Raw genomic sequence first — 25214 nt, forward strand, 5'->3', positions numbered from 1 at the left:
TCCTATGTTGACAGGATTCAAGAATTTCATCATGAAGGGCAACGTCGTAGACCTTGCCGTCGCCGTCGTGATGGGTGCCGCTTTCGGCGCCGTCGTGACCTCAATTGTCGAGGGCCTGCTCACACCGCTGATCGGCCGTCTGTTCAGTGCCAAGGGCATTGCAGAAATGCAGTGGGAGGGATTCATGTATGGATCCGTCATCTCCTCCATCATTTCCTTCCTGCTGGTGGCTGCCGCCATCTACTTCATTGTTATCGTCCCGATGAACCACATGATCGAGCGCCGCAACCGCCGGCTCGGCATCGACCCCGACGTCAAGGAAGAATCTGCAGAAGACCCGCAGATCGCCCTGCTCACCGAGATCCGCGACTCCCTGCAGAACCGTGCACGCTAGGTTCTCCTAAGCACCAACCAACTGTGGCCCGCTTCCTGACGGAGGCGGGCCACAGTTGTTTAAGTTTTGATTAGTCGGTCACGAGTTCGAGCGCGAGTTCGGTGCGGACCACCTGGGCGAGCCGTTCGGCGATGGACTGGGCCGTGGCCTCGTCGCCGGCTTCCACCATAACGCGGACTACCGGCTCCGTGCCTGACGGGCGGAGCAGGACGCGTCCGGTGTCACCCAGTCCCGCTTCAGCCACGGCAACGGCCTGCTGCAGGACGTCCGAGCTGGCCACGCGGCTGCGGTCAACGCCCTTGACGTTGATGAGGACCTGAGGGAGCTTGGTCATCACGGCGGCCAGTTCCTTGAGGGTTTTGCCTGTCAGCGCGATCTGGGCCCCCAACTGCAGACCGGTGAGGACGCCGTCGCCGGTGGTTGCATAGTCGGAGAAGATGACGTGTCCGGACTGTTCGCCGCCGAGGTTGTAGCCGCCGTCGCGCATGCCCTCCAGGACGTAGCGGTCCCCCACAGCGGTTTCGCGGATGCTGATGCCGGCTTCGCGGAGCGCGATCTTCAGGCCCAGGTTGCTCATCACGGTGGCGACGAGGACGTCGTCCACCAGCTTGCCTGAGGCTTTGAGTGCGACGGCCAGGATCGCCATGATCTGGTCGCCGTCCACTTCGTTGCCTTCGTGGTCCACGGCAAGGCAGCGGTCGGCGTCGCCGTCGTGGGCGATGCCGAAGTTGGCGCCGTGTTCGATGACTGCCGCCTTGAGCTGGCCCAGGTGCGTGGAGCCGACGCCGTCGTTGATGTTGTGGCCGTCCGGGTCTGCGCCGATGACGATGACGTCAGCCCCGGCATCCTTGAAGACCTGCGGTGAGCAGCCGCTGGCGGCGCCGTGAGCGCAGTCCAGGACGACCTTGAGGCCGCCGAGGCGGTGCGGCAGGGTGCCGAGCAGGTGGACAACGTAGCGGTCTTCGGCGTCCGAGAAGCGCTGGATGCGTCCGACGTCGGCACCGACAGGGCGCGTCGGTTCTTTGCTCATCTGCTGCTCGATGGCGTCTTCGACCTCGTCGGGGAGCTTCTGGCCGCCCCGGGCGAAGAACTTAATGCCGTTGTCCGGCGCCGGGTTGTGGGACGCGGAGATCATGACGCCGAAGTCGGCGTCGAGATCGGCGACAAGGTAGGCAGCAGCCGGCGTGGGCAGTACTCCTGCGTCGTAGACGTCAATGCCGGAGCTGGAGAGCCCTGCTTCAACTGCCGCGGCGATGAACTCGCCGCTGGCGCGGGGGTCACGTGCCACCACGGCACGGGGCCGCGTGCCGCTGGTGTTGCGGTCATGCCCGAGCACGACGGCGGCTGCCTGGGCGAGCTGCATGGCGAGCTCCGCCGTCAACAGGCCGTTAGCCAGGCCCCGGACTCCATCTGTTCCAAATAATCTAGACATCGGGGTCAAGTCTAGGGGATGTGGGGTTCCTAGGCTGGCTGGCAGAGTTCGTCCCCGCCGGATTTGCCTGTTCTAGAGGGTCCGCATTCGGTTACGCGTGTCACAAGTTATGCTCGGTCCAGCAATCTGGACCGACGGCTACTAGGGGACCCACGCCATGCCAACTCAACGCATTCAATTGAACAGCCTGACCGGCCTTCGATTCTTCGCAGCGATGGCCGTCGTACTTTATCACCTCCATCTTTACTTCCCCGCAGTATCGGATGGCCTTGCCATATTTAGCCACGGCTTCACGGGTGTGAGCTTTTTCTTCATACTGTCCGGATTCGTCCTGACCTGGTCGCACCGACCGAACGTTCGTGCTCGACGCTTCTATTGGAATCGCTTCGCCAGGATCTGGCCCCTGCATGTTCTGACTATGGTTTTAGCCATCTGGATGCCGCCGCTGATCGCTGCCTCGACGACGGGTTGGCAGTCCTTCTTACCCGTAGTTACTCTCACGCAGGCATGGATCCCATTGAGCAGCTCCCTCAATGCATTTAATGGCGTTTCGTGGACGCTGTCATGTGAAGCGTTCTTCTACTTGCTGTTTCCCGTACTTTTTAGGGACCTGAAAAGGATGCGACTGATCCGGTTCTGCGGGATGGTAGTTCTGCTTTCACTCGTTGCAGGAGGCGCGCTGGCCCTGCTTACATCGGTGCGAACAGCCGATTACCTAATGGGGACTTCTCCTCTATATCGTCTGGGAGAGTTCGTGCTGGGTATGTGCCTCGCGATGTTGATGAAGCGGGGTTGGAGACCGCCGATCAGCCTTGGCCGAGCAGTCGCACTCACAGCGCTGCTTGGTGCGTTACTAGTCGTGATGTCCTCTTGCTTCAACGGAGGTGATCCCATGCCTGTCACTTACGCGAACTTCATGATGCTGCCCGGATATCTAGCGCTAATCGCCTCAGCTGCCAGAAGTGACGTCTTGGGAATTCGTACTCCACTGGGTTCAAAGATTGTCGTCAGGCTTGGGCAGTGGTCGTTCGCTCTCTACTTGGTCCACGAATTGGTGATAAGGCTCACTCGACCGGTCCTCCCAGCCTTGTCGGTAGCTGAAACTAGTACCGTCGCAGTCTTCGTAGTCATCGTGTCAGTAGCCTTGTCCGGACTCCTCCATGAATTAGTGGAAAAACCAGCTGAGAGGTGGCTTCGCGGTCGCGGTGGGTCTACGCCGGCTCACCGCGACGGTAGTCGGGTAGGCCACTCAGGGAATAGGTAGTCAGCCAACTCCCCTAGCCAGCAGGGGTCCAGACTACTTGTTTTTTGCCCATGAGTACTCGACTTCAGGAGAAAGCCTCGCCCTTGGCTTTCCCCCAACCTACGATTCCAAACATGACACCTAGCACTGGGGGCTTGGCGCTTGAAATTGTAGTACCGGTATTCAATGAGGAATCGGTACTCGAGAACAGCATCACAAGGCTCGCCGAATACTTGACGCACGAAATGCCTTCGACGTGGAAAATAACCATCGCCGACAACGCAAGCACTGATCGGACTCCGGTGATTGCGGCTCGACTTAGCGAGCAACTGCCCAACGTTGAGTACCGCCGTCTTGAGGTCAAAGGACGCGGGTTTGCTTTACGGGATGCTTGGAGCGCCTCGGAAGCGAGAGTCCTGGCCTACCTGGACGTTGACCTCTCCACTGATCTTGCCGCTCTCCTGCCACTTGTGGCACCGCTGCTGTCCGGACATTCCGATATTTCCATCGGCACCCGCCTTGGTCAGAGCTCGCGGGTGAGCCGCGGACCGAAGCGAGAATTTATTTCGCGTTCCTACAATTTCCTGCTGCGGCGAACCATGCAGGTGAGGTTTTCCGATGCACAGTGCGGGTTCAAGGCAATTCGCTCTGACGTGGCAAGGCGTCTGCTGCCGCACATCGAGGACAACGGCTGGTTCTTTGATACGGAAATGCTGATCATCGCAGAACGTTCCGGGCTGCGAATTCACGAAATTCCCGTTGATTGGATTGATGATCCGGACAGTCGCGTAAACATCAAGCAGACAGCTCTAGATGATATCCGCGGGATGGTTCGCGTGGCCGGCTCCCTGATCAAGGGATCCATACCAGTCGCGGCCATCTACGCCGAACTTGGCCGCCGGCCCATCGTGCCCCCGGGCAGGCCCAGCTTCTTCGGCCAAGTCATTCGGTTCGGCCTCGTTGGAGCCATTTCAACACTTGCATTTGCGCTGTTGTATCTAGTCCTGCAAGCCCCCTTCGGTGCACAGCAGGCGAACTTCTTGGCGCTGCTTCTGACAGCCGTAGGCAATACAGCCGCCAATAGGCGGTTCACGTTCGGCATCACTGGTCCAGTCAAATTGTTCACCCAACAGTTCCAAGGCCTTATCGTCTTCCTGCTTGCGTGGATCATCACGTCGTCGTCGCTATTGGTGTTGCACGCCGTGAACGTGGACGCGGCCCCAAGTACGGAACTCTTGGTCCTCACCTCCGCCAACATATTCGCCACGCTGATGCGGTTTGTGCTCCTGCGCCTCTGGGTATTCCGTGCACGGGGACCTCACGATCGTTCTCCTTCGCCGGTCAGCGCGACGCTGGCGGCGAGTGGCCGTGCACTATGAGCACGTCTCTGCAGTCACCGGATGCTTCCGCAAAACCGGGTCACGGTGCCCGGGCACGTGTTCCCCGACGACCAGATGAGGGCAGCCGTGTCATTTTAACTTTTCGCAGGTTGTGGCGAGGCCCTTCTCTAGCCGAGCGGTGGGAACGTCCAGCGCTCCTCGCCTTGATGGCCGGGACCACCGTGTTGTACATGTGGGGACTGGATGCCAACGGATGGGCCAACCCGTACTACTCGGCCGCGGCCCAAGCCGGGGCCCAAGATTGGAAAGCCTTTTTCTTCGGCTCCCTGGAATGGGGCAATCTGATCACTGTCGACAAGACTCCGCTGAGCATCTGGGTTATGTCCATTTCTGTGCGTATTTTTGGTCTCAGCAGCTGGAGCATTCTGCTACCTCAGGCGGCAATCGGTGTCGCAACCACCTTTCTGATTTATCGGATCGTTCGACGGGGATTTGGTCCCCGGACGGCGCTTTTTGCGGCCGGCGCATATGCAACAACGCCCGTGGTTGTTCTGATGTCCCGCTTCAACAACCCAGAACCCCTCATGGGCTTGCTCACGGTGGCGTCCGTGTGGGTAACGCTGAAAGCCATAGATTCAGGTCGATTCAGAGCTTTTGCCTCCGCAGGCATGCTCCTAGGGTTAGCGTTCATGGCCAAACAGGTCCAAGCTCTCTTAGTACTTCCGGCCATGTTCGCGGTCGTACTGGCATTTGGCTCCGGCCGATTAACGCAAAGAATCCGTCAGTTGCTGGTAGCAGCGGCGGCCCTCACCATCACGGGTGGTGCGTGGCTAGTGGCCGTGGACCTATTTCCGAGCGCCCTACGGCCCTACATCGGCGGTTCCGCAGACAATAGCGCCATTGAACTCACTCTGGACTACAACGGGTTAGCCCGGTTCGTCCACATTCCGATGAATGAAGAAGGCGGCAGGGCCACCGCACAAGACGACACTGCGCCCTATGACGGTGGTTTCACGCGTTTATTCAACGGCAACTTCGCGCCCGAGATCGCCTGGTTACTGTTCGCTGGCATAGTTTGCTGTGCAGTTTTGTGGGTACTGAACCGATCCGTCAATTTTTCGCCCACTCAACGTAATGTAAGCGCTCTAGCGACCATTTGGTTTGCATCTGCCCTAATGGTGCTTTGCTTCATGGGCACAATGATTCATACGTACTACACCTACTCGTTGGGTGCGCCCTTGGCGATCGTGGTAGCTATAGGTTTTTCCTCCTTGTGGCACCTCCGCCACCGAATCGTCCTCCGGGCAGTGGGGTCAACACTTGTTGGCTCATCCGCCTATATGGCACTCCGAGTGATGGAATATAGCGACGCATGGACAGTGTGGATTCGGCTTGCAGTCGGCGGCCTGGGCCTGGTAGCCGCAGCCCTTTGGCTGACTCAATCCAGCGGAAAGAAAGTCTCAGTCGTAACCGCCGCTGTTTTGACAGCCGCCCTATTAACCGCGCCTGTAGCAGTGGACGTCGCCACCATTTCTACGCCCCAGACGGGCACGAATCCTCTGTCAGGACCAGTGGGGAAGGACCCTAGGTCAATGTCCCAACTTATGCTGGCGGTCAGGGAAGGGCAACCTCCCTGGGCCCAGCAAATAGCAATAGGCGCGTCCCCGACGTCGGCAGTTACCAGTTTGTTGCGCAGCGAGACCATTGGCCAAACTTGGGCTGCCGCTACATATTCTGCACAAAACGCAGCACTGTATCAGCTGGCGTCCGGACGTCCAGTGATTCCTCTTGGCGGATGGCTAGGAACCGACCCGGCGCCGACCCTGGTTCAGTTCCAGGACCTCGTGGCCAAAAACCGCATCGCATACTTCATCTGGCAACAGGATTTGGTGGATCGAGGAGAGCTTAGCGCCGAAACTATGGAAATCAGTCAATGGGTCCGGGCCAACTTTAGGGAACAGGTGGTTGAAGGTGTCCGCCTCTACGATCTCCGGCGTTAGCAACAGGTACAACTCGTCTCAGAAGATGCGGTCTGCCGGTCGCGCAAGGGGCTGGTCAGTTCTTTCCATGCTCTGGCGTGGACGCTCTCAAGACCCAGCGTGGGAACGTCCAGCGCTGCTCGCGATCTTGGCCGCCAACGCTACCCTGTACGGCTGGAACCTAGGTATCAATGGTTGGGCCAACTACTTCTACAGTGCCGCTGTTCAAGCTGGCACCATGAGCGCAGAGTCGTTCTTTTTTGGATCATCCGACTGGGGCAATTCAATTACGGTGGACAAGCCGCCGTTAAGCCTTTGGATAATGGGAATCTCGGTTCGTCTGTTTGGGTTCAGCCCCGTGGCCATGCTGCTTCCCCAGGTACTCATGGGTGTTGGGACCACGCTACTTGTCTATTTGATCCTCAGACGCTGTGTCTCCGGCGCCTCCGCCCTATTTGGCGCCGCGATATTCTTCACGACGCCAATTGTGACTCTGATGTCCCGGTACAACAACCCGGATCCGCTCATGCTGTTGCTAATGGTGGCAGCCGTTTGGTTCATGTTGCGAAGTATCGAAACTGGCCGCGGTCGTTACTTGGTCTTCGCTGGTGGAATGCTGGGTTTCGCGTTCATGACGAAGCAACTACAGGGACTCCTTAGCTTCCCTGCGACCGCGCTAGCGTTCATGCTGTTCGCGCCCCAGCAGTGGCCCAGGCGCTTGGGCACGGCGGCCGTCAGCTTGGGCGCGCTCTTGTTCACGGGCGGGCTTTGGATGACAATTGTCGACCTGACTCCCGAAAATCAGCGTCCCTATGTGGGAGGTTCCCCCACGAACAGCGTCTGGCAACTTACTCTTGGCTACAACGGCGTCGAGCGAATCGCCGGCAGCGGAACTGTTCCCGGGAGCATGCAGATTCCAGCCCAATTTCGACCCGTCGATGGCGATGCTGGCCTATTTCGACTCCTAAACGCCAACTTCAATCAAGAAGCCACGTGGCTGCTTTTTGCAGGCGTTTTGTCACTCGCTGTCCTAGCTATGAACTGGGGGGCGCTGCGAAACAAGCCCCTCGCCAAAGCGTTGGTCCTAAGTTCCGGGCTGTGGCTGCTGACAGTCTTTCTTCTACTGAGCTTCATGAGCAACGAGATCCATACCTACTACACCGCTTCACTAGCACCTCCGCTCGCCTTGGTCCTGGGCATAACGCTCGACGTGTTGGTTGCGAGACGCTCGTCGCTAATATTTCGACTTAGTGGAGCGGTTGTCGTGCTAACTGCGTTGCTGTCATCTTGGCTTATTCTGGCTGGGACGATGGGATGGCCAGAATGGCTGCCCACCGCTGTTCTCGGCGTTGGAATAGCATCAATATCTGCACTGAGCGTGAAACCACCCAGTCTGAAGGTGGAAGCGATCGCCGCTTTAATTCTTGGTCTGACCCTTCTGCTAGGACCAGTCATCACATCGGTCCACAATGTCACTGTTGGTTACAACGGCTCTAATCCTCTATCTGGTCCTGTTTCGAAAAACCCGGCAACGATCAGCACACTGCTGCAGCAACTGCGCAATAAAGAGATTCCCTGGGCACACGACATAGCATTCGGGAGGGATCCCGATCCCGAGGCCGTGAACGCTTTGGCCCATACCACGAGCTGTACATGGGCTGGTGCCACCTACGCGAGCCAGACTGCAGCGCGTCTGCAGTTGGAGTCAGGGCGCCCAGTCATGCCGCTGGGCGGCTTCGCCGGGACCGATTCTTCACCCACACTTGACGAATTTAAGCAAAAGGTAGCCGCCGGAGAAATATGCTATTTCGTTGAGCAGGAACCATTCGTAGAAGTTCAGTCGGATGATTCAACCGTAGTTGCAATTTCCAATTGGGTTCAGAACAACTTCCGTTCGGAAAAGCTCGGAAGTACTAGCGTGTTTCACCTGACGAGGGAATAACAAATCAGAAGAGGCGAGCTGGGACGGGTTTGAGGACCCGTCCCAATACTGGCGGATCGCATATGATGGTTCGCTGGATCCTGAAAACCATCGCGTGATACTCAACGAAGATGAGTCATTGTCCTGCCTACGATCGGCTGCCAAAGACCAGGGGAGAATGGTGGCTTTGGTCGGCGGCCACACGCCGGGTTCGTGCTGACGCACTCGTAGTCGCCATCCGCCCTGATCCGGAGCTCAGGCAGGTTCGCAGTACGGGTTTGCGGACCCGGTGCGTGGGGTGAGGGCGAGTCCCACAACGGCAGTCATACCCTGTCTGCCCGCTGTGACCTAGTTGCTAGACGACCATCGCAGGTCGGGACTGCCCCGGCTTTGTTGACTCGGGGTCTTAGGCCGCTGTGAGCGCGGTCCGGTTGATTGTTTCATATTCGATGGGCGTGAGTTTGCCCAGCCTTCTTTGCCGTCGCCGGCGATGATAGGTTCTCTCGATCCAGGTCGTGATGGCCAGTCGGAGTTCCTGCCTGGTGAGCCAGCGTGGCCGGTCCAGGACGTTCTTCTGCAGCAGCGAGAAGAACGATTCCATCGCGGCGTTGTCCGGGCACGCACCGACCCTGCCCATCGATCCGGTGAGCCCGGGTGCCGGAGTGATTCCACGAACCGGCGTGACCGGAACTGGGACCCTCGATCCGAGTGCACCACTGTTCCTGCCGGGCGGCGTGCCCGCACCGCGTTTTCCAGTGCGGCGACGGCAAGCGAGGACTTCATCCGCGAGTCCGTCGAGTAGCCGACGATCCTTCCGGAATAGACGTCCTTCACCGCGCAGAGGTAGAGCTTGCCCTCGGCCGTCGGGTGCTCGGTGATGTCCGTCAGCCACAGCTCGTTCGGCGCCGCGGCGGTGAAATCCCGCTCGAGCAGGTCGTCGTGGACCGGCGGCCCGGGTCTGCGGTTCAGGCCACGCTTCTTCGAGAACACCGACCAGATGCCGTGGTCCCTGCATAAGCGCTGGACCCTGTTCTCGCCCGCTGTGATGCCCTTCTCCGGGAGTTCGTCGGCGATGAACCGGTACCCGAATGCAGGGTCGTCGGCGTGGATGTCCAGGGCGGCGTTGACGAGGTGCGCATCGATCCAATCGCGTTCCGTCACCGGACTGGCCCTCCACCGGTAATAGCCTTGCTTGCTGAATCCCAACACCCTGCAGGTCACCGCCACGGGAACACCGTCGGCGGCAAGGTCCGTGACCAGCGGGTAGATCATTTTGTGTTGATGTCCCTGGCCAGATAGGCAGCCGCCCAGCGCAGAATCTCATTCTCCTGCCCCAACAGGCGGTTGCGCTTCTTCAGCTCCCGCATCTCGGCCGACTCCGACGCTGCCGGGCCGGCCCAGGATTCCTTACGTTCAGCGATAGCAATCCAGCGCTTTAACGTCGTGACCGAAGGCCGAAATCCTTAGCAATCTGCGCCAGCGGCGCCTCGCCCTTGCGGGCCACATCAATAACATCCTGGCGGAACTCCTCCCCATAAGCCGTGGGCATGGTCAACATCCTTCCACGAGCACAAGCTCGCTAGGTAAAGGAGTCAACAAAACCGGGGGCAGTCCCGTCTCCAGAATACTCACGATAGGTGTACACGGCAGAAGCCCGCCCCGCCAATGGCGGGACGGGCTTCTGCGCAAGCGGTTAGCGCTTGGAGTACTGCTGGGCCTTGCGGGCCTTCTTGAGACCAGCCTTCTTGCGCTCGATGATGCGCGCGTCACGACGCAGGTAACCGGCCTTCTTCAGGGTGGCGCGGTTGTTGTCGACATCGATCTCGTTCAATGAACGGGCAATGCCGAGGCGCAGGGCGCCGGCCTGGCCGGAGATGCCGCCGCCGTGGATGCGGGCGATGACGTCGTAGGCGCCTTCGAGATCAAGGATCTTGAAGGGCTCATTGACGTCCTGCTGGTGCAGCTTGTTCGGGAAGTAGTTGTCCAGCGCGCGGCCGTTGATGGTCCACTTGCCGGAACCCGGTACAACGCGGACGCGGGCAACAGCTTCCTTGCGGCGGCCAACAGCTGCGCCGGCAACGGTCAGGGCCGGACGCTCCTTCTTCGGCGCAGCAGCTTCCGCAGCTCCGCTTTCAGAGGTGTAGCTGGTCAGGGTTTCCTCAGCCTCAACGGCTTCGGTGGTCTCTTCGTTCTGAGCCACGGTTCTCCTTGTATAGATAAGTTGTTTGGTGGCCAGGACTACTGGGCGACCTGGGTGATTTCAAAAGTCTTGGGCTGCTGGGCGGCGTGGGGGTGCTCTGCACCGCGGTACACCTTCAGCTTGCCCAGCTGCTGTGCAGCGAGGGAGTTCTTGGGGAGCATGCCCTTGATGGCCTTCTCAACAGCGCGGACCGGGTTGGATTCCAGGAGTTCCGCGTAGTTGACAGAGGTCAGGCCGCCCGGGTAGCCGGAGTGGCGGTATGCGCGCTTCTGCTCCAGCTTGGCGCCGGTGAGGGCTACCTTTTCAGCGTTGATGATGATGACGAAGTCGCCCATGTCCATGTGGGACGCAAAGGTGGCCTTGTGCTTGCCGCGCAGCAGGATTGCGGTCTGGCTGGCAAGACGACCAAGGACAACGTCTGTGGCGTCAATGACGTGCCACTGGCGGTTGATATCGCCGGGCTTCGGGGTGTACGTACGCACGGTTTTTGCCTCGTTCTTGTTCTGGCGTTCTTGTTTAGGTGTCACTCAATCGTGTGCACCTACTATCTATGCGCTACCGGAACAGAGGTGAGGGCTCTATGTAACCAGTCATCCAGAGGTCTCGAATGTGCTCGTTGAGTAGCTATCCTGCAACCGGATTCTCAAGCGGGCACGCATCATCGAGAAAGGACACGCACAACGACTACCAATGTTAGCTTGAACCCGGCCTCAGGGTCAAAATGGGTGAGCCGGACGCTATTCGCAGCCCGCCGGCCTGACGCATGCAGGGGGACTCGATGACTTCTTTGGGCTACGCCGGTTCAACGATGCCACTGTTTTTGGCTGGTATCGGACTTCTGGGCCTCCTCCTGTCACCTGTCGCCGAGCTGCTGATTGCTAAGCTCCTCCCCCGCATCGGTGGACTGCCAGCTTTGCCAGTACGGACTACGACGGCGGGGATCACCGGCCTCCTCTGCGCCGCTTTTGCTATGCGCTTCGGAGCGGACGCCGGGCTGCCGGCCTTCGTACTGCTTGCCGTTGTCGGGACGCAACTGGCCAGGATTGATATTTCGCTGCATCTTCTGCCGAACCCTCTGGTTTTATCCCTTCTACTAGGGGGGCTCGCTTGCCTTCTGGCCGCAATTTTTGGCGGGTCGCAGTGGACAGATGTGCTGCGCGCAGTGGCCGGCGGGGTAACTCTCTTCTTCATCTACCTGACTTTGGCGATTATCTCCCCTAGGGGTATGGGAATGGGCGACGTCAAGTTCGCTGCACCTATCGGCCTTTACTTGGGGTACCTAGGCTGGAGCCACCTGCTGTACGGCGGCCTCCTGGGATTCATCTTGAATGGGGTCGTCACTATCCTCGTTCTGCGCAAAAACCGCGCAGTAAGTACCTCTGAGGTGCCCCACGGCCCGTCGATGCTTGCCGCAGCCGCGGGCGTTGCACTCCTGTTGGCTTAGGCCGCGACAGACACTCGACACAGCGGGCGATCACTCACGCCGCCGCGTCCAAGTAGTGGCCTGCGTACTTACACCACTACTGCGAGTACTCAGGATTATGTTTCGAGTACGTCCTTGAAATGGTCATGAGAAAATCGAGTACCCCTACGCATTGTTGCCAGAACCCGCCAATGACAATCTCTTCTTAGCGAAGTCCAGCCGCTAGGAAATTATGGGGGCAGCTGGAAATTCGTTGAAATGCACTCACATTAATTTCACCGAATTAAGGAACGAAAATGACTACTCTCATGGTCTCTATGTTGGCATTTGTGTCCGGCGTAAAGGATCGCTTCTCTTCCGAAAAGGGCGCAACAGCCACCGAGTATTCCCTGCTCGTAGGGCTGATCGCATTGGTTCTAGTTGTTGGCGTCGGCTTCTTCGGCACCGAACTCAACAAGTGGTTCAGCAACCTCGGCCTGACCGTCAAAAACGGCTTCTAGTACAGCGTGTCTCGGAGGACAAAATGAAAAACATAATTCTAGCGCTCTACACGATCGAAACGTTGCTCAAGTCAGGTCTGAAGTCTGAGAAGGGCGCAACAGCCACCGAGTATTCACTTCTCGTTGGACTTATTGCCCTCGTACTCGTAGTCGGAGTCGGCTTCTTCGGCACTGAACTCAACAAGTGGTTTAGCACGCTGGGTACGACCGTAAGCGGCTGGTGACCTCACCCTACTGGTGTGCCGCGCGGCAAAGCGCGGCACACCGCACCCATTCAAGCTGCAACCGTCCAGGGGGACCCGTTGAAAAGCAGCCGCAGCAGAACCAATAGGAGCGAAAAAGGCGCCGTCGCCGTTGAGTTCGCTCTGGTTGCTCCCATCCTTATCTCGCTGGTGCTCGGCATCGTCGAGTTCTCCAACTTCTACAACATGCAAATTTCTGTGACACAAGCGGCCCGAGAGGGAGCGCGAACCATGGCCATCAAGAACGACCAGGCACTCGCCACGGCCGCAGCCAAGGCGGGGGCCCCTGGAATATCGCCCTCAGGGTTCAATGCTTCGGGCGCCAACCCCACTCCGTTTGCATTCTCAACCGCGACCTGCACGGCTGGAACCACCGTGAAGCTGACGGTCACCTACCAGGGTGCCGCATTGACCGGTCTTTTCGGAAGCAGCTTCAAAATCAAAGGTGAGGGGGCAATGCAATGCGGTGGCTAATGCGTGGACCATGCCATGAAGCAGATCATGCCGAACGAGGCGCTGCCGGCGTGACGGTGGCAGTCATGCTCCTCGTACTAATAGGGGCCGGGGCCTTGGCCGTGGACACCGGTCAGATCTACGCCGAGCGGGCGCAATTGCAGAACGCCGCAGATTCAGCTGCTGTGGCGGTAGCGAAGAGTTGCGCAGACGGAAGCTGTAAAACGGCCCTCACCGGCCCGAGTTCGATTGCCGAGCCACTGGCCGACGCGAATTCCAACGACGGTGCCTCCGCAGTAAAGAAAATCGACACCAGCGTTGCCGGCCAGGTGACCGTGACCACCTCCACGGAAAGTGGTGCAACAGGCGCCGGCTTCCTCTCGAAGATGTTCGCGAGTGCGCTTTCCAGCGCGGGACCCGCAACGGTGGGAGCCACCGCAACTGCTGCCTGGGGCTCCCCCGGCTCGGGCCCGGCCACGCTTCCCATCACCTTCGCACCCTGCCAGTTCGATGTAGGTGGGAGCGTCCACACAATACTGACTCACGGTAGTGCTAACTGTGTCAGTGACAGTCCTTCCGGAGCGGCCATCCCGGGCGGCTTTGAATGGTTGACCCCTGATTCGGGCAAATGCCAGGCCACCGTCTATCCGGACGATCCTGCAACGGCTGGACTTGTTGATCCCTACGCGAAGACAGACACCGGCCTCAACCTGCCGAATGAGTGCAAGGCCCTCATTCCCACCTACCTCAACAAGGTCATCCTCTTCCCGGTTTTCTCATCGGTCGTGGGAACCGGCAGTAATGCCAAGTATTACATCAAGGGCTACGCAGCGTTCCTTCTCCTCGGATACAGCTTTCCGGGAGCGGATGGTGGCGATCTGACTGGCCTCGGGGGATCTGACCGCGGTGTCCGAGGAAAGTTCGTCGAATGGGTCGCCGACCCTTCGCTCTATGGCGGCGGCGGTTATGCCGGCGGCGGCGCCGATTTGCCGCCACATTTGGTCAAGTAAAGAAATCTAAGGGGAAAGAAATGAAAGCACGCCTACTGGGAGGCATCGCCGCACTGGTTGTAGCAATCATTGGCACCGTCCTTCTCTTCACCTACGTCCAAGGCGCTGATCGCCGTGCCTTGGCAAATACAGAAACCCAGGACGTCCTGGTAGTCAAACAGGACGTCCCTGCCGGAACACCGGCCAGCCAACTCGCACAGTACGTCACCACAAAGGCTGTGCCGCGCACGGCAGTGGCCGCCGAGGGAGTCGAAAATCTCGACTCCCTCGGGTCAAAAGTCACCTCGGTGGCACTCGTTCCAGGTGAGCAGCTCCTTAATAGCCGCCTTGTGGACGCAAATGCCTACCTCGGGCCCGCCAGAGTAGAAGTACCTGCCGGCCTCCAGGAGATCACGCTCCGCCTCGGCATTGAGCGGGTTGTGGGTGGCAGGGTTCAGGCCGGCGACACCGTCGGGGTATTCATTTCCATGGCGGACGCTGCCGCCCCCAGCGACGGGGCCGCCGCCGCTGGCACCAACGCTACTCAGTTGACTTTTCATAAAGTTCTCGTGACGGCAGTACAGTTCAGCTCCGGAGCTGCAGCACAAACCCAGGCGGAGGCCACGCAGGCGAGCTCCACGGGCGCGCTGAACTCCAGCAGCGAAGCCAAACCGACGACGAGCGATTCGTACTTGATTACATTCGCGAGAAACGCTGTCGATGCCGAGAAGCTGGTGTTCGCCGCCGAGTTCGGAAAGATCTACCTCTCAAAGGAGCCGGCTGATGCTACCGAAGGCACCAACGGCGTGGTCAATCAGACAAGGGTATTCCGATGAGCCGCTACATTTTGATCTCTCCCTCAGCAGACTATGAGCGAACGGTCCGTGGCTCCATCGCACCCCTCCGGGGCTCGCTGCAGTTCTACCAGGCGGCGTATCTGCCTGACGCCCCGGAGGACATCCTGAGACAGCAAACCGGCGAGCCGCCTGAGGTTCTAATCCTGGGGCCCGGACTCCCCCTTGATGCGGCCCTCAAGTTCGCTGCAGTCATGGACCTTCAGTACCCGGAAATCAGTATCGTTCTGGTTGCAGAGGACGACGGCGAAACTGCGTTGAACGCCATGCGCTCGGGCATCCGCGACATCATTTCGCCGTCGGCCGATTCCGATGCAGTACGCGCTCTGGTGGAAAGAGCCAGCCTCTCTGCTGCCGGCCGTCGCCGAGGTCTGGCCCCGACCGCAGGGGAGGGAACCGGCGCGGATGGTGGCAGAATCATCGCCGTCATGTCGCCAAAGGGCGGCGTTGGGAAAACCACCATCGCGAGCAACCTCGCCATCGGATTGGGACAGATAGCCCCAATGAGCGTGGTAATCGTCGACCTCGACCTCCAATTTGGCGACGTGGCCAGCGGCCTCATGCTCGACCCGGAATTCACCATTACAGATGCAGTGGTGGGTGCAGCGAGCCAGGACGCAATGGTCCTCAAGACGTACTTGTCCATGCACCCCGGGAACATTTACGCGCTGTGTGCACCACGGAACCCGATTGAGATGGACCGGATCACCGGCGAGCACATTAGTCATCTGCTCCGGCAGTTACGATCCGAATTCCAGTATGTAGTAGTGGACACTGCGCCAGGACTAGGCGAGCACGTCCTCGCGACACTCGAGCAGGCAACTGACGCTGTGTGGGTGTGCGGGATGGACATTCCGAGCATTCGGGGACTTCGGACCGGATTCCAGATTCTCTCGGAACTAGATCTCCTGCCGGATAACCGGCACGTGGTACTGAACATGGCCGACCGCAAGACCGGGCTCACAGTCCAGGACGTCGAGGCAACCATCGGCGCCCCGGTCGACGTCGTTCTCCCCCGCTCAAGGACCGTACCTTTTTCCACTAACAAGGGGGTACCGCTCCTTCAGGACGGTAGCCGAGACCCCGCCGCTAGGGGCCTTCGACAGCTCGTTGAGCGATTCAAACCCAATTGGGAAGCGCGTCCCCACAAGAAGCTGCACCGAAGGGCGGTAGTGTCATGAGTCTTTCTAACCGATTTGCCAAGTTGCGCGGGGACGACGACCACGCTTTGCCCGAGGGCACATTTGCCGGCGGCATACCTGTCATGCCGCCGAGTGCACCTTCCACACTCAGCTCAATCCAGCAAGCTCAAGCCGCTGAGCAAGCAGCTGTGCCGGTGAATGTCCAAGTCACAGCTGGTAGCGCGAGCGAAGCCCTTTCGAGCCTCAAGGAACGGGCCAGCCAAGCACTGTACGAGCGTCTGGGATCCAGGATCACCGATTCCTCCATGGAAGAGTCCGAACTACATCAGTTCGTGAAAGATGAACTGAAAGTGGTGGTCGACGAGGAGCAAGTGCCGCTGTCGACGGGAGAGCGGCAGCGACTGACGCGGGAGATCATTGACGACGTCTTGGGGCACGGTCCCATGCAGCGGTATCTGGATGATCCTTCTGTCACAGAAATTATGGTTAACCGCGCCGATCAAATCTACGTTGAGCGTCACGGTCAACTGTTCCTGACGGACACAAAGTTCGCCAGTGAGGACGCCCTCCGGCGCGTGATCGAGCGAATTGTCACTCGGATCGGCCGCAGAATTGACGAGTCATCCCCCTTGGTGGACGCTCGTTTGGCCGACGGTTCCCGCGTCAACGCCATCATCCCGCCACTGGCCGTCAATGGCGCCTCCCTGACCATCCGAAAATTCGGCCGTGAAGCGCTCACTGTCCAGAAACTCATCAGCTTCGGGAGCTTGTCTCCGGAGATGGCGGAGCTGCTTCAGGCGTGTGTGCTCGCCAAGATGAACATCATCGTCTCGGGTGGAACAGGTACGGGAAAGACCACGATGCTGAATGTCTTGTCTTCCTTCATCCCTGCGACTGACCGCATCGTGACGATCGAAGATGCGGTGGAACTGCAACTCCAGCAGGACCACGTGGTTCGTCTGGAAAGCCGTCCTGCCAACATTGAAGGCAAAGGTGAGGTGTCGATTCGCGACTTGGTCCGCAACTCCCTCCGCATGAGGCCAGACAGGATAGTGGTGGGCGAAGTTCGAGGCGGTGAATCGCTGGATATGCTTCAAGCGATGAACACCGGCCACGATGGTTCGATCTCAACGGTGCACGCAAACTCGCCACGAGATGCAGTCGCCCGTCTTGAGACCCTTGTACTGATGGCAGGGATGGATCTCCCACTCAGAGCCATTCGGGAGCAAATTGCGTCGGCAGTAAATTTGATCGTCCATATTTCACGTCTCAGGGATGGCTCCCGGAGGGTCACTCACATCACGGAGGTCCAGGGCATGGAGGGCGATATCGTCACCCTCCAAGACGCTTTTGTCTTCGACTATTCGGCTGGCATAGACGCCAACGGCCGCTTCCTCGGGAAGCCAATTCCCACAGGCGTACGGCCACGTTTCACGGACAGGTTTACTGAGCTGGGGATCCAGATCTCCCCCGCCGTCTTCGGCGCTCAACCAGCGAGGAGTCGGTGATGGACGCCTCCGAGGTACCAGTAACCTTCTTTGCGGCCGGGATAGTGTTGGTGTTCGCGGCAGTCGTGCTCGTATTCGCCGTTGTCCTAAAACCCCAGAACGTCCTACCGGTTTCGAGGCGGCGGCCGGATGTTGCGGTCACGGCCGCAAGCGGACTGACCCGGCTGACGGATTCAGCTGTGGCGGCCATCAACAAGCGGCTCAAAGGCAGCAACAGCGGCTTCCTGGTGGATCGTGACAAGCTGGAGCGGGCCGGGCTCAAAACTCAGCCCGCAGACTTCTTGTTGATGATGGGCGCCGGAGCCCTTGTCGGAGCAATTCTTGGGTTTATAGCCGGCGGCTTCTTCTTCGCAATCGTGCTGTTGGCTGCAGTTCCGGCCGGCATGCTTACTTACCTTTCGCTGCTGACTTCCCGGCGACGCGCAAAGTTTGATGAACAGTTGCCGGACACCATCCAAATGCTCACCGGCAGCATGCGCGCTGGCCACAGCCTTTTGAGGGCCATCGACGCATCTGCCCGGGAGACCGACGCGCCGATGGCCGAAGAACTAACCAGAATCGTCAACGAAACCAGGATCGGACGGGATCTGGGTGACTCCATGCAGGATGTTGCTGACCGAACATCAAGTGAAGATTTTAGCTGGATCTCGCAGGCAATCGAGATCCATCGGGAAGTTGGCGGAGACCTGGCCGAAGTGCTCGACCACGTGGGCGAAACGATCCGCGATCGGAACCAAATACGGCGCCAGGTCAAGGCGCTAAGCGCAGAAGGAAAGATGTCGGCCGGGGTTCTTATGGCACTCCCGATCGTGCTCTTCTTCGCTCTTATCCTGATCAACGCTTCGTACGCCAAGACCTTCACTTCCACCGTTCCGGGGTTCATGATGCTTGGCGCTGCAGGCGTTATGTTGACTGCCGGCGGATTCTGGCTCAGCCGTCTTATTAAGCCGAAGTACTAGGGGGAGCGACATGTCACCTATCGCACTGAGCGCAATGCTTGCCATCGTTCTTCCCATCTCGTTCCTGGTTTGGATTGCTTTTGGGACCGACCGGGCTGCTATTCGAAATATTCAGGCCAATCTTGGACAGCGTGCCCGTGAGACAACTCAACAAAGCTTCGCAGAGCAGTTCAGTGGGCTGACTCGGCGGATCACGCCCGGAAGCTATGAAGCATGGCTCGACAAACAGCTAGCCGCCATCGGCCGTCCTAAGGAATGGCCTCTAAACCGGATACTGGCCATCAAACCTCTCCTTGGCCTTGCTGGCGGAGTGCTTGGGCTTTTCTACTTGATGGCCGACCCATCTCCCAGCCGTTTCGCCGTCCTTCTCGGGGCCATAGCCTTCGGCTACTTTGCCCCAGACCTGCTCTTACGGACCAATGCCCAGAAGCGACGGGACGCGATTCGGCAGGAGCTGCCCAACGCCTTGGACCAGATGCTCATTTCAGTTCAAGCAGGGCTGGGGTTTGAAGCGGCCATGGCCCGGGCTGCCCAGAACGGACGGGGGCCGCTCGCGGAGGAGTTCATACGTACGCTCCAGGACATCCAGGTGGGACGTTCGCGTAAGGAAGCCTACCTGTCTATGTCCGATCGGGTAGATGTTCCGGATCTACGAAGCTTTATCCGTTCCATTGTCCAAGCGGACGCTTACGGTATTGCCATTGCCAAAGTTCTGAAGTCGCAGGCTCAGGAGATGCGGCTGAAGCGCCGCCAACGGGCCGAAGAGCATGCAATGAAAATCCCGGTGAAGATCCTCTTTCCCCTCATCTTTTTTATCTTCCCAACCCTGTTTATCATCTTGCTCGGTCCCGCAATCATGAACATCGTCGCAGCGTTTTCCTAGGAGGAGCCATGAAACTACTGCTAAAGCTTTTTTCTCCAGCCTGGACTTGGCCTCAGCGCTTTCGTGGCGAGGAACGGGGCGCGACGGCGACCGAGTATAGCGTCATGGTTGGATTCATCGCGCTAGTTATTGTTGCTGGTGTGGGGGCCTTCGGGCTTGCCCTTAACGACGTTTTTACAGGTCTAGGCAACGACCTCAAGACTGCACTCGGTATCCCGTAACAGCAGACATACGTTCAAGCCTCCCCCACGGCGTCATCCAGCGCCCCAAGAACCGGACCTCCTCGGAACCCAGAACCGAGGGGGTCCGCTTGTTTGCCCGGAAGTGCTTCTTTGTAAGGATTTCCGCAGCCTTTTCCGAGAAAATCCGCAGGGTACGCCGTATATGTGCAGTCTTCGCGCAGGATAGTCTCAGATCGCACGTGAGAGGAGAAACCGGTTGCTAGCTTCGTGGTTGTGCTGGTGCAGGACCAGCCATCCAAACTCGCTCAGGAGTCCCCATGCTTTCTCTCTACACCAACCTGATGATCCGACTTCGCCGTGAAGAAAAGGGTGCCACCGCCGTCGAATACGGCATCATGGTCGCACTCATCGCCGTCGTGATCATCATTGCAGTCACGCTCCTTGGCGACAATCTCAAGACCATGTTCAACAACGTGGCCACCTCTGTGCCGACCACCAAGCCGACCGCCGTCCCGTAGCCCAAACTCAATCGCTGGTTTTTGCTCCAGTTATCGCTAGGGGCTTGGATACGTCCCAAAACTGACTGTGTCCCAAGCATTAGGGCGGCGGCGGCATTCATGCTGCCGCCGCACCGCGTTCCTACACGAAACGGATGGGACTGAAAGACATGGAAAAGTCCAGGGCATCCGAGCGTGGGGCCGTTGCAGTTGAGTTTGCGATCGTGGCGCCCGTTCTGGTCATGCTGCTTCTGGGAATTATGGAATTCAGCCGGGTCTACAACGTCCAGGCCTCGCTGTCCGCAGCAGCGCGCGAAGGGGTCCGGGTCCTGGCCATCACGGGCAACGCGCCAACCGCCAAAAGCGTAGCCAAGAACTCCGCCTCTTCCCTTACCCCGGCGTTGAAGGACACAGATTTTACTTTCGGCACACCGTGCCCAGCCACAATTCCTCCCGGCACAAGCCCGCAAACGACACTCACGATCAACTACACCCTGTCAACCGTCACGGGCATCGCGGGCCCTTTCAAAATGAGCGGAACCGGAGCCATGCTGTGCGGCGGTTGACAAAAAACAACGTCGGCGAGCGCGGTGCGGTAAGTGTCATAGTCGCTCTGTCGCTGGTGGTTCTGTTGGGATTTGGGGCCATGGCAGTAGACGTGTCCATGATGTTTGCCGAGCGCACTCAGCTGCGGAATGGCGCCGATGCGGCCTCCTTGGCCGTCGCGCAGACTTGTGCGAAGTATCCCACCAATGTGGGCTGCACCAGCCCTGCAACCCTTGCAGCGACCATGGCCAACAGCAATGCCAACGACAAGCTCAGCAACCTGAAGTCGATAGACCTGAATACGCCCAACACCGTGACAGTCACTGTTGGCGCCCAAGAGACCGGTCACACCCCGAACCAGGTGTCGCTCTTTTTCGCGCGGGTCCTTGGCATTAACACCGCGGAAGTGACTGCCACTTCCACAGCAAAGTGGGGGGTTCCATCCAAGGGACCGGTGATCCTGCCGCTTGCAATCCCCTCCTGCCGGCTGGATCTGACCCCGGCGGGTTCCCCGACCGGCGCCGTGCAGGTTCTGCAACAGGCAGTCAACGATTGCGGGGGGATACCGGGCGGATTCGGCTGGATCGATACTCCTAGCGCAACAAAGTGCGGCCTGACACTCAAGGCCGGAGCGTCAACCGATGCCGGGGTGTGGTTCACCAGCAACACCGGGGCCAACACACCTTCACTATGCACCGCTGCCGACTTCAGCCAAATGAACGATCAAACGGTGCTGTTGCCGCTCTACGACTGGGCTACAGGAACGGGCTCCGGCGGCAAGTACTACATCAAGGGTTTCGCCGCCTTCCACGTCACGGGTTACCAGTTTCCAAGCATCGGCTGGACCACCGGAGCCAAGGTGGACAACAAATCGATCCGCGGCTACTTCGTCAAGTTCGTCTCTCTGGCCCAGGCCTTCGAACTTGGCAACACCCCGGACTTCGGCGCGGCAATTGTCCGCCTCACCCCCTAGCAAGAACCGAATCAACAGGAGCAGTCAGTGAAGTCACGTTTGTTGGCAGGAGTGGTGGCAGTGCTGCTGGCCATCGTCGGGGCGGTCATCGTCGTGTCCTACGCCCAGGGCGCGGATGAACGCGCCGTCAAAGGCCTGGACCCCCTGGATGTCCTGGTGGTCACCAAAAAGGTGCCGGCCGGTTCCACTGCGGAAGCCCTCAAGGCAGCCGTGGCACTTCAGCAGCTGCCGGGCACCGCCGTCGGGAAGACCGCGCTGACCACCCTGGACGGGTCGGCCGGCAAAGTCACCTCAGGCGATCTTGTGCCCGGCGAGCAACTGATCGCCGAACGCCTCGTCTCCCCCGAAGAGCTGAAGACCTCCGGCTCGGTGCCGGTCCCGGCAGGCCTTCAGGAAGTCTCTTTCCAGCTCGAACCGCAGCGCGTGATCGGCGGGCGGCTGGCACCCGGAGACAACGTCGGCATTTTCATCTCCACCGCCACCGGCGGCATCGAGGGGAAAGCGGACAAGGAAGCCGTCCAACTCTCCATTCACAAGGCCCTGGTCACAGCCGTGCAGCGCGCGCCCGAAGGAGCAACCGCCAAGCCTGCCCCGGCGGCGAGCGCGGCGGCAGAGCCGGATCCCCGCGATGTGAACCTTCCCACGGGACTGCTCATGGTCACCGTGGCTGTGAACGACGTCAACGCCGGCAAGATCGTGTTTGCCGCGGAGTACGCATCCCTCTGGCTCAGCCGGGAACCCCTCGACGCGACTGACAGCGGACCGCGGGTCATAACCAGGACGGACCTGTACAAATGAGCCGCTTCGTCCTCATCACCCCCGACGTCGACTTCGACGCCCGGCTCCGCCAGGCCGTTGCCGGCGGGCTCCAAGGCGGCGTGCAGACGTTCTTCACCAATCTGCTCCCCGCCGATCCGTTCGAACTCTTCGCGCACCTGGACCAGGGACAGCCCGAGGTCCTCGTCCTGGGGCCCGACGTCCCTATCGATGATGCCCTCCGCCTTGCCACCGTGATCAGCGTCAGGTTCCCCGAACTCAGTGTCATCCTGTCCGCCGAACCTGACCCCCATTTCCTCATCCAGGCCATGCGGGCCGGTGTCAGGGACATCATCGCCCCTGATTCCGATTCCGCCCAGATGCGGGTACTCCTGGAGCGCGCCAGCCAGTCCTTCGCCAGCCGCCACCGCACACCGGCCCCGTTACAACCGGCCGAGAACAACAAGGGCGTGGTCATCGGCGTTTTCTCGCCCAAGGGCGGGGTAGGCAAAACAACGATTGCCACGAACATCGCCATCGGGCTGGGCAAAGTGGCGCCCATGAGCGTGGTGATCGTTGACCTCGACCTCCAGTTCGGCGACGTCGCCTCCGGGCTCTACCTGGACCCCGAGCACACGGTCACGGACGCCGTCTCCCCCGCTGCGAGCCTGGACTCCCTCGTCCTGAAAGCCTTCCTCACGGTCCACCCGGGCAGTATCTATGCACTGTGCGCCCCGCCAAGCCCTATCGACGCAGACGAAATCACGCCGGAACAGGTCAGCCGGCTGCTGGAACAACTGTCGGAACAGTTTCAGTACGTTGTGGTGGATACCGCCCCGGGACTCCCCGAAATTGGACTTGCCGCCATGGAAAAATGCACCGACGTGGTCTGGGTCAGCGCCATGGACATTCCCAGCGCGCGGGGCCTGCGCTCCGGCCTGGAAATCCTGCGCCAATTGGACATCCTTCCCGAATCCCGGCACGTGGTGCTTAACATGGCCGATCCCAAAATCGGACTCACCGTCCAGGACCTTGAATCCACCATCGGCGCACCCGTCGACGTCAGCATCCCGCGCTCCCGCGCTGTCGCCCTCTCGACTAACCGCGGAATTCCAGTGCTCCAGGAACCGCAAAAGGATCCGGCAACAAAGGGGCTCAACCAACTCGTGGAACGCTTCAACCCCGCCCGCCGGGAGAAATCCCAGCGCCGGCTGCACCGAAGGGTAGTGGTCTAGATGAAACTTTCTGAGCGCATCAGCGCTGCCCAGTCGCGGGTCCAGTCCGGAGCCCAGCCCGGCGCCGAGCCGGTGCCCGCCCGGGCCTCATCCCCCACGCTCGAACTGCCGCGGCCGGACGTTCCCGCACGGCGGGTGCAGTGGTTTGAACAGAAAGCAGAAAAAGGACCGACGACGGCGACGCCCCCCGCCGCCGCCGCCGCGGTCGCCGTCGTCGACCTCCCCGAGGAGGTGCGGCCGAAAGCCCAGCAGCCGGTGGACGTCTTTGCAGCACTCAAGGAAAGGGCCGCCACTGCGTTGTTCGAGCACCTCGGCGCACGATTCAATGACTCCTCCATCACGGAACAGGAATTGAAGTCATCCGCCCGCGACGAACTCACCAAGATCATCGACGCCGAACAGGTGCCGCTGTCGGCCGACGAGCGGACGCGGCTGGTTCAGGACGTGGCCGATGACGTGTTGGGCTACGGCCCCCTGCAGCGGCTGCTCGACGATCCTGCCGTCACAGAAATCATGGTCAACCGGATGGACCAGATCTACGTGGAGCGCAAAGGACACCTAACCTTGGTGGAGACCCGGTTCAGCTCGGAGGAGCACCTGCGCAGGGTCATCGAGCGCATCGTCTCGAAGGTGGGCCGCCGCATCGACGAGTCCTCCCCCTTGGTGGATGCCCGGCTCGAGGACGGTTCGCGCGTCAATGCCGTGATCCCTCCCCTTGCCGTAGGCGGTTCGTCGCTTACCATCCGTAAGTTCAGCAAGGTACCGCTCACAGTCCGGAACCTCATCGATTTTGGCACCCTGACGCCCGAAATGGCGGAACTGTTGAACGCGTGCGTCAAGGCCAAGCTGAACATCATCGTCTCCGGCGGCACAGGAACGGGCAAGACCACGCTGCTGAACGTCCTGTCATCATTCCTTCCGGCCAACGAACGGATCGTGACGATCGAGGACGCAGTCGAACTCCAGATCCAGCAGGACCATGTGGTTCGGCTCGAGAGCCGGCCCCCAAATACTGAGGGCAAAGGCGAGGTGACCATCCGCGAGCTCCTCCGGAACTCCCTGCGTATGCGCCCGGACCGGATCGTGGTGGGCGAGGTCCGCGGCGGTGAATCACTGGACATGCTCCAGGCCATGAACACCGGCCATGACGGCTCGCTCTCGACGGTGCACTCCAACTCGCCGCGCGATGCGGTGGCCCGTCTGGAAACGTTGGTGCTGATGGCAGGCATGGACCTGCCGCTGCGGGCCATCCGCGAACAGATAGCATCCGCCGTGAACCTCATCGTGCAGATTTCCAGGCTCCGCGACGGGTCACGAAGGATCACCCACGTGACCGAAGTCCAAGGAATGGAAGGTGACATCGTGACCCTTCAGGACGCGTTTGTCTTCGACTACTCGGCCGGTGTGGACGCCCACGGACGCTTCCTCGGCAAGCCTGTCGCTACAGGAATCCGTCCACGGTTCATTGACCGTTTCGAGGATTTGGGCATCCACGTGTCGCCTGCAGTGTTCGCTTCTCCCCTGAGCCCGGCAGCAGCCGGTGACGGTAAGGGATAGGCCGTC

25 protein-coding genes and 1 pseudogene are annotated in these 25214 nt (G+C 59.8%); 22 read left to right on the plus strand and 4 right to left on the minus strand.

The window, feature by feature from the left end; genetic code table 11:
• Positions 1-4 precede the first annotated feature (4 nt).
• Positions 5-394 carry a large conductance mechanosensitive channel protein MscL gene (gene mscL / locus AC1MCD_RS13965; RefSeq protein WP_498672828.1) on the plus strand — a complete coding sequence of 130 codons (390 nt, stop codon included), beginning with the start codon at positions 5-7 and terminating at the stop codon, positions 392-394.
• A gap of 70 nt (positions 395-464) precedes the next feature.
• Here mscL and glmM read toward each other — a convergent pair whose 3' ends face one another.
• A complete protein-coding gene (gene glmM, locus AC1MCD_RS13970) occupies positions 465-1826 on the minus strand; it encodes a phosphoglucosamine mutase (RefSeq protein ID WP_498672830.1) in 1362 nt (453 codons plus the stop codon).
• A gap of 214 nt (positions 1827-2040) precedes the next feature.
• Here glmM and AC1MCD_RS13975 point away from each other — a divergent pair, with 214 nt between their 5' ends.
• From AC1MCD_RS13975 to AC1MCD_RS13990, 4 genes are all read left to right on the plus strand, one after another.
• Positions 2041-3090, plus strand: a complete 1050-nt coding sequence (locus AC1MCD_RS13975; RefSeq protein WP_498678354.1) for an acyltransferase family protein — start codon at positions 2041-2043, stop codon at positions 3088-3090.
• 113 nt (positions 3091-3203) lie between these two features.
• Positions 3204-4448, plus strand: coding sequence for a bifunctional glycosyltransferase family 2/GtrA family protein (locus AC1MCD_RS13980; RefSeq protein WP_498672832.1), 1245 nt, complete (start codon positions 3204-3206; stop codon positions 4446-4448).
• A gap of 191 nt (positions 4449-4639) precedes the next feature.
• A complete protein-coding gene (locus AC1MCD_RS13985) occupies positions 4640-6409 on the plus strand; it encodes a glycosyltransferase family 39 protein (protein ID WP_498672834.1) in 1770 nt (589 codons plus the stop codon).
• 217 nt (positions 6410-6626) lie between these two features.
• Positions 6627-8330, plus strand: a complete 1704-nt coding sequence (locus tag AC1MCD_RS13990; protein ID WP_498672836.1) for an ArnT family glycosyltransferase — start codon at positions 6627-6629, stop codon at positions 8328-8330.
• Positions 8331-8715: 385 nt separating this feature from the next.
• On the opposite strand, the pseudogene AC1MCD_RS13995 reads toward AC1MCD_RS13990, so the two are convergent.
• The 3 genes and pseudogenes from AC1MCD_RS13995 to rplM form a co-directional block, all read right to left on the minus strand.
• Positions 8716-9858: pseudogene (locus tag AC1MCD_RS13995) on the minus strand (IS3 family transposase).
• A 144-nt stretch (positions 9859-10002) separates the two neighbouring features.
• Positions 10003-10509 (minus strand): 30S ribosomal protein S9, encoded by a 507-nt coding sequence (gene rpsI, locus AC1MCD_RS14000; protein ID WP_164205955.1) that lies wholly within the window; start codon positions 10507-10509, stop codon positions 10003-10005.
• A gap of 38 nt (positions 10510-10547) precedes the next feature.
• Complete coding sequence (gene rplM, locus AC1MCD_RS14005) at positions 10548-10991, minus strand: 50S ribosomal protein L13 (protein ID WP_015937805.1); 444 nt, start codon at positions 10989-10991, stop codon at positions 10548-10550.
• Positions 10992-11287: 296 nt separating this feature from the next.
• On the opposite strand from rplM, the gene AC1MCD_RS14010 reads away from it, so the two are divergent.
• The 17 genes from AC1MCD_RS14010 (at position 11288) to AC1MCD_RS14090 (ending at position 25208) form a co-directional block, all read left to right on the plus strand.
• Entirely contained in the window at positions 11288-11953 is a 666-nt protein-coding gene (locus AC1MCD_RS14010) for a prepilin peptidase (protein ID WP_498672839.1), read from the plus strand.
• A 275-nt stretch (positions 11954-12228) separates the two neighbouring features.
• A complete protein-coding gene (locus tag AC1MCD_RS14015) occupies positions 12229-12432 on the plus strand; it encodes a Flp family type IVb pilin (RefSeq protein WP_498672840.1) in 204 nt (67 codons plus the stop codon).
• A 23-nt stretch (positions 12433-12455) separates the two neighbouring features.
• On the plus strand, positions 12456-12656 hold the full coding sequence (locus AC1MCD_RS14020) for a Flp family type IVb pilin (protein ID WP_498672842.1): 201 nt from the start codon (positions 12456-12458) through the stop codon (positions 12654-12656).
• A gap of 15 nt (positions 12657-12671) precedes the next feature.
• On the plus strand, positions 12672-13148 hold the full coding sequence (locus AC1MCD_RS14025; protein ID WP_498672845.1) for a TadE/TadG family type IV pilus assembly protein: 477 nt from the start codon (positions 12672-12674) through the stop codon (positions 13146-13148).
• Between the two features lie 50 nt (positions 13149-13198).
• Entirely contained in the window at positions 13199-14137 is a 939-nt protein-coding gene (locus tag AC1MCD_RS14030) for a pilus assembly protein TadG-related protein (protein ID WP_498672847.1), read from the plus strand.
• 20 nt (positions 14138-14157) lie between these two features.
• On the plus strand, positions 14158-14952 hold the full coding sequence (gene cpaB / locus AC1MCD_RS14035) for a Flp pilus assembly protein CpaB (protein ID WP_498672849.1): 795 nt from the start codon (positions 14158-14160) through the stop codon (positions 14950-14952).
• Positions 14949-16151 carry a CpaE/TadZ family protein gene (locus AC1MCD_RS14040; protein WP_498672850.1) on the plus strand — a complete coding sequence of 401 codons (1203 nt, stop codon included), beginning with the start codon at positions 14949-14951 and terminating at the stop codon, positions 16149-16151. The genes cpaB (AC1MCD_RS14035) and AC1MCD_RS14040 overlap by 4 nt, the downstream gene beginning before the upstream one ends.
• Positions 16148-17620, plus strand: coding sequence for a TadA family conjugal transfer-associated ATPase (locus tag AC1MCD_RS14045; RefSeq protein ID WP_498672852.1), 1473 nt, complete (start codon positions 16148-16150; stop codon positions 17618-17620). Before AC1MCD_RS14040 ends, AC1MCD_RS14045 begins: the two co-directional genes overlap by 4 nt.
• Positions 17620-18579 (plus strand): type II secretion system F family protein, encoded by a 960-nt coding sequence (locus tag AC1MCD_RS14050; RefSeq protein WP_498672853.1) that lies wholly within the window; start codon positions 17620-17622, stop codon positions 18577-18579. The genes AC1MCD_RS14045 and AC1MCD_RS14050 overlap by 1 nt, the downstream gene beginning before the upstream one ends.
• Positions 18580-18589: 10 nt before the next feature.
• Positions 18590-19462, plus strand: a complete 873-nt coding sequence (locus tag AC1MCD_RS14055; protein ID WP_498672855.1) for a type II secretion system F family protein — start codon at positions 18590-18592, stop codon at positions 19460-19462.
• 8 nt (positions 19463-19470) lie between these two features.
• Positions 19471-19683, plus strand: coding sequence for a Flp family type IVb pilin (locus tag AC1MCD_RS14060; RefSeq protein WP_498672856.1), 213 nt, complete (start codon positions 19471-19473; stop codon positions 19681-19683).
• 278 nt (positions 19684-19961) lie between these two features.
• Positions 19962-20162: a Flp family type IVb pilin gene (locus tag AC1MCD_RS14065; RefSeq protein WP_498672857.1), complete on the plus strand. Its 201-nt coding sequence runs from the start codon at positions 19962-19964 to the stop codon at positions 20160-20162.
• Positions 20163-20296: 134 nt separating this feature from the next.
• A complete protein-coding gene (locus AC1MCD_RS14070; protein ID WP_498672858.1) occupies positions 20297-20707 on the plus strand; it encodes a TadE/TadG family type IV pilus assembly protein in 411 nt (136 codons plus the stop codon).
• A gap of 80 nt (positions 20708-20787) precedes the next feature.
• A complete protein-coding gene (locus tag AC1MCD_RS14075) occupies positions 20788-21660 on the plus strand; it encodes a Tad domain-containing protein (protein WP_498672859.1) in 873 nt (290 codons plus the stop codon).
• A gap of 27 nt (positions 21661-21687) precedes the next feature.
• Positions 21688-22458, plus strand: a complete 771-nt coding sequence (gene cpaB / locus AC1MCD_RS14080) for a Flp pilus assembly protein CpaB (protein ID WP_498672860.1) — start codon at positions 21688-21690, stop codon at positions 22456-22458.
• On the plus strand, positions 22455-23651 hold the full coding sequence (locus AC1MCD_RS14085) for a CpaE/TadZ family protein (RefSeq protein WP_498672861.1): 1197 nt from the start codon (positions 22455-22457) through the stop codon (positions 23649-23651). Before cpaB (AC1MCD_RS14080) ends, AC1MCD_RS14085 begins: the two co-directional genes overlap by 4 nt.
• Positions 23652-25208, plus strand: coding sequence for a TadA family conjugal transfer-associated ATPase (locus tag AC1MCD_RS14090; RefSeq protein ID WP_498672862.1), 1557 nt, complete (start codon positions 23652-23654; stop codon positions 25206-25208).
• Positions 25209-25214 lie beyond the last annotated feature (6 nt).

Source organism: Arthrobacter sp. BF1, assembly GCF_056680215.1.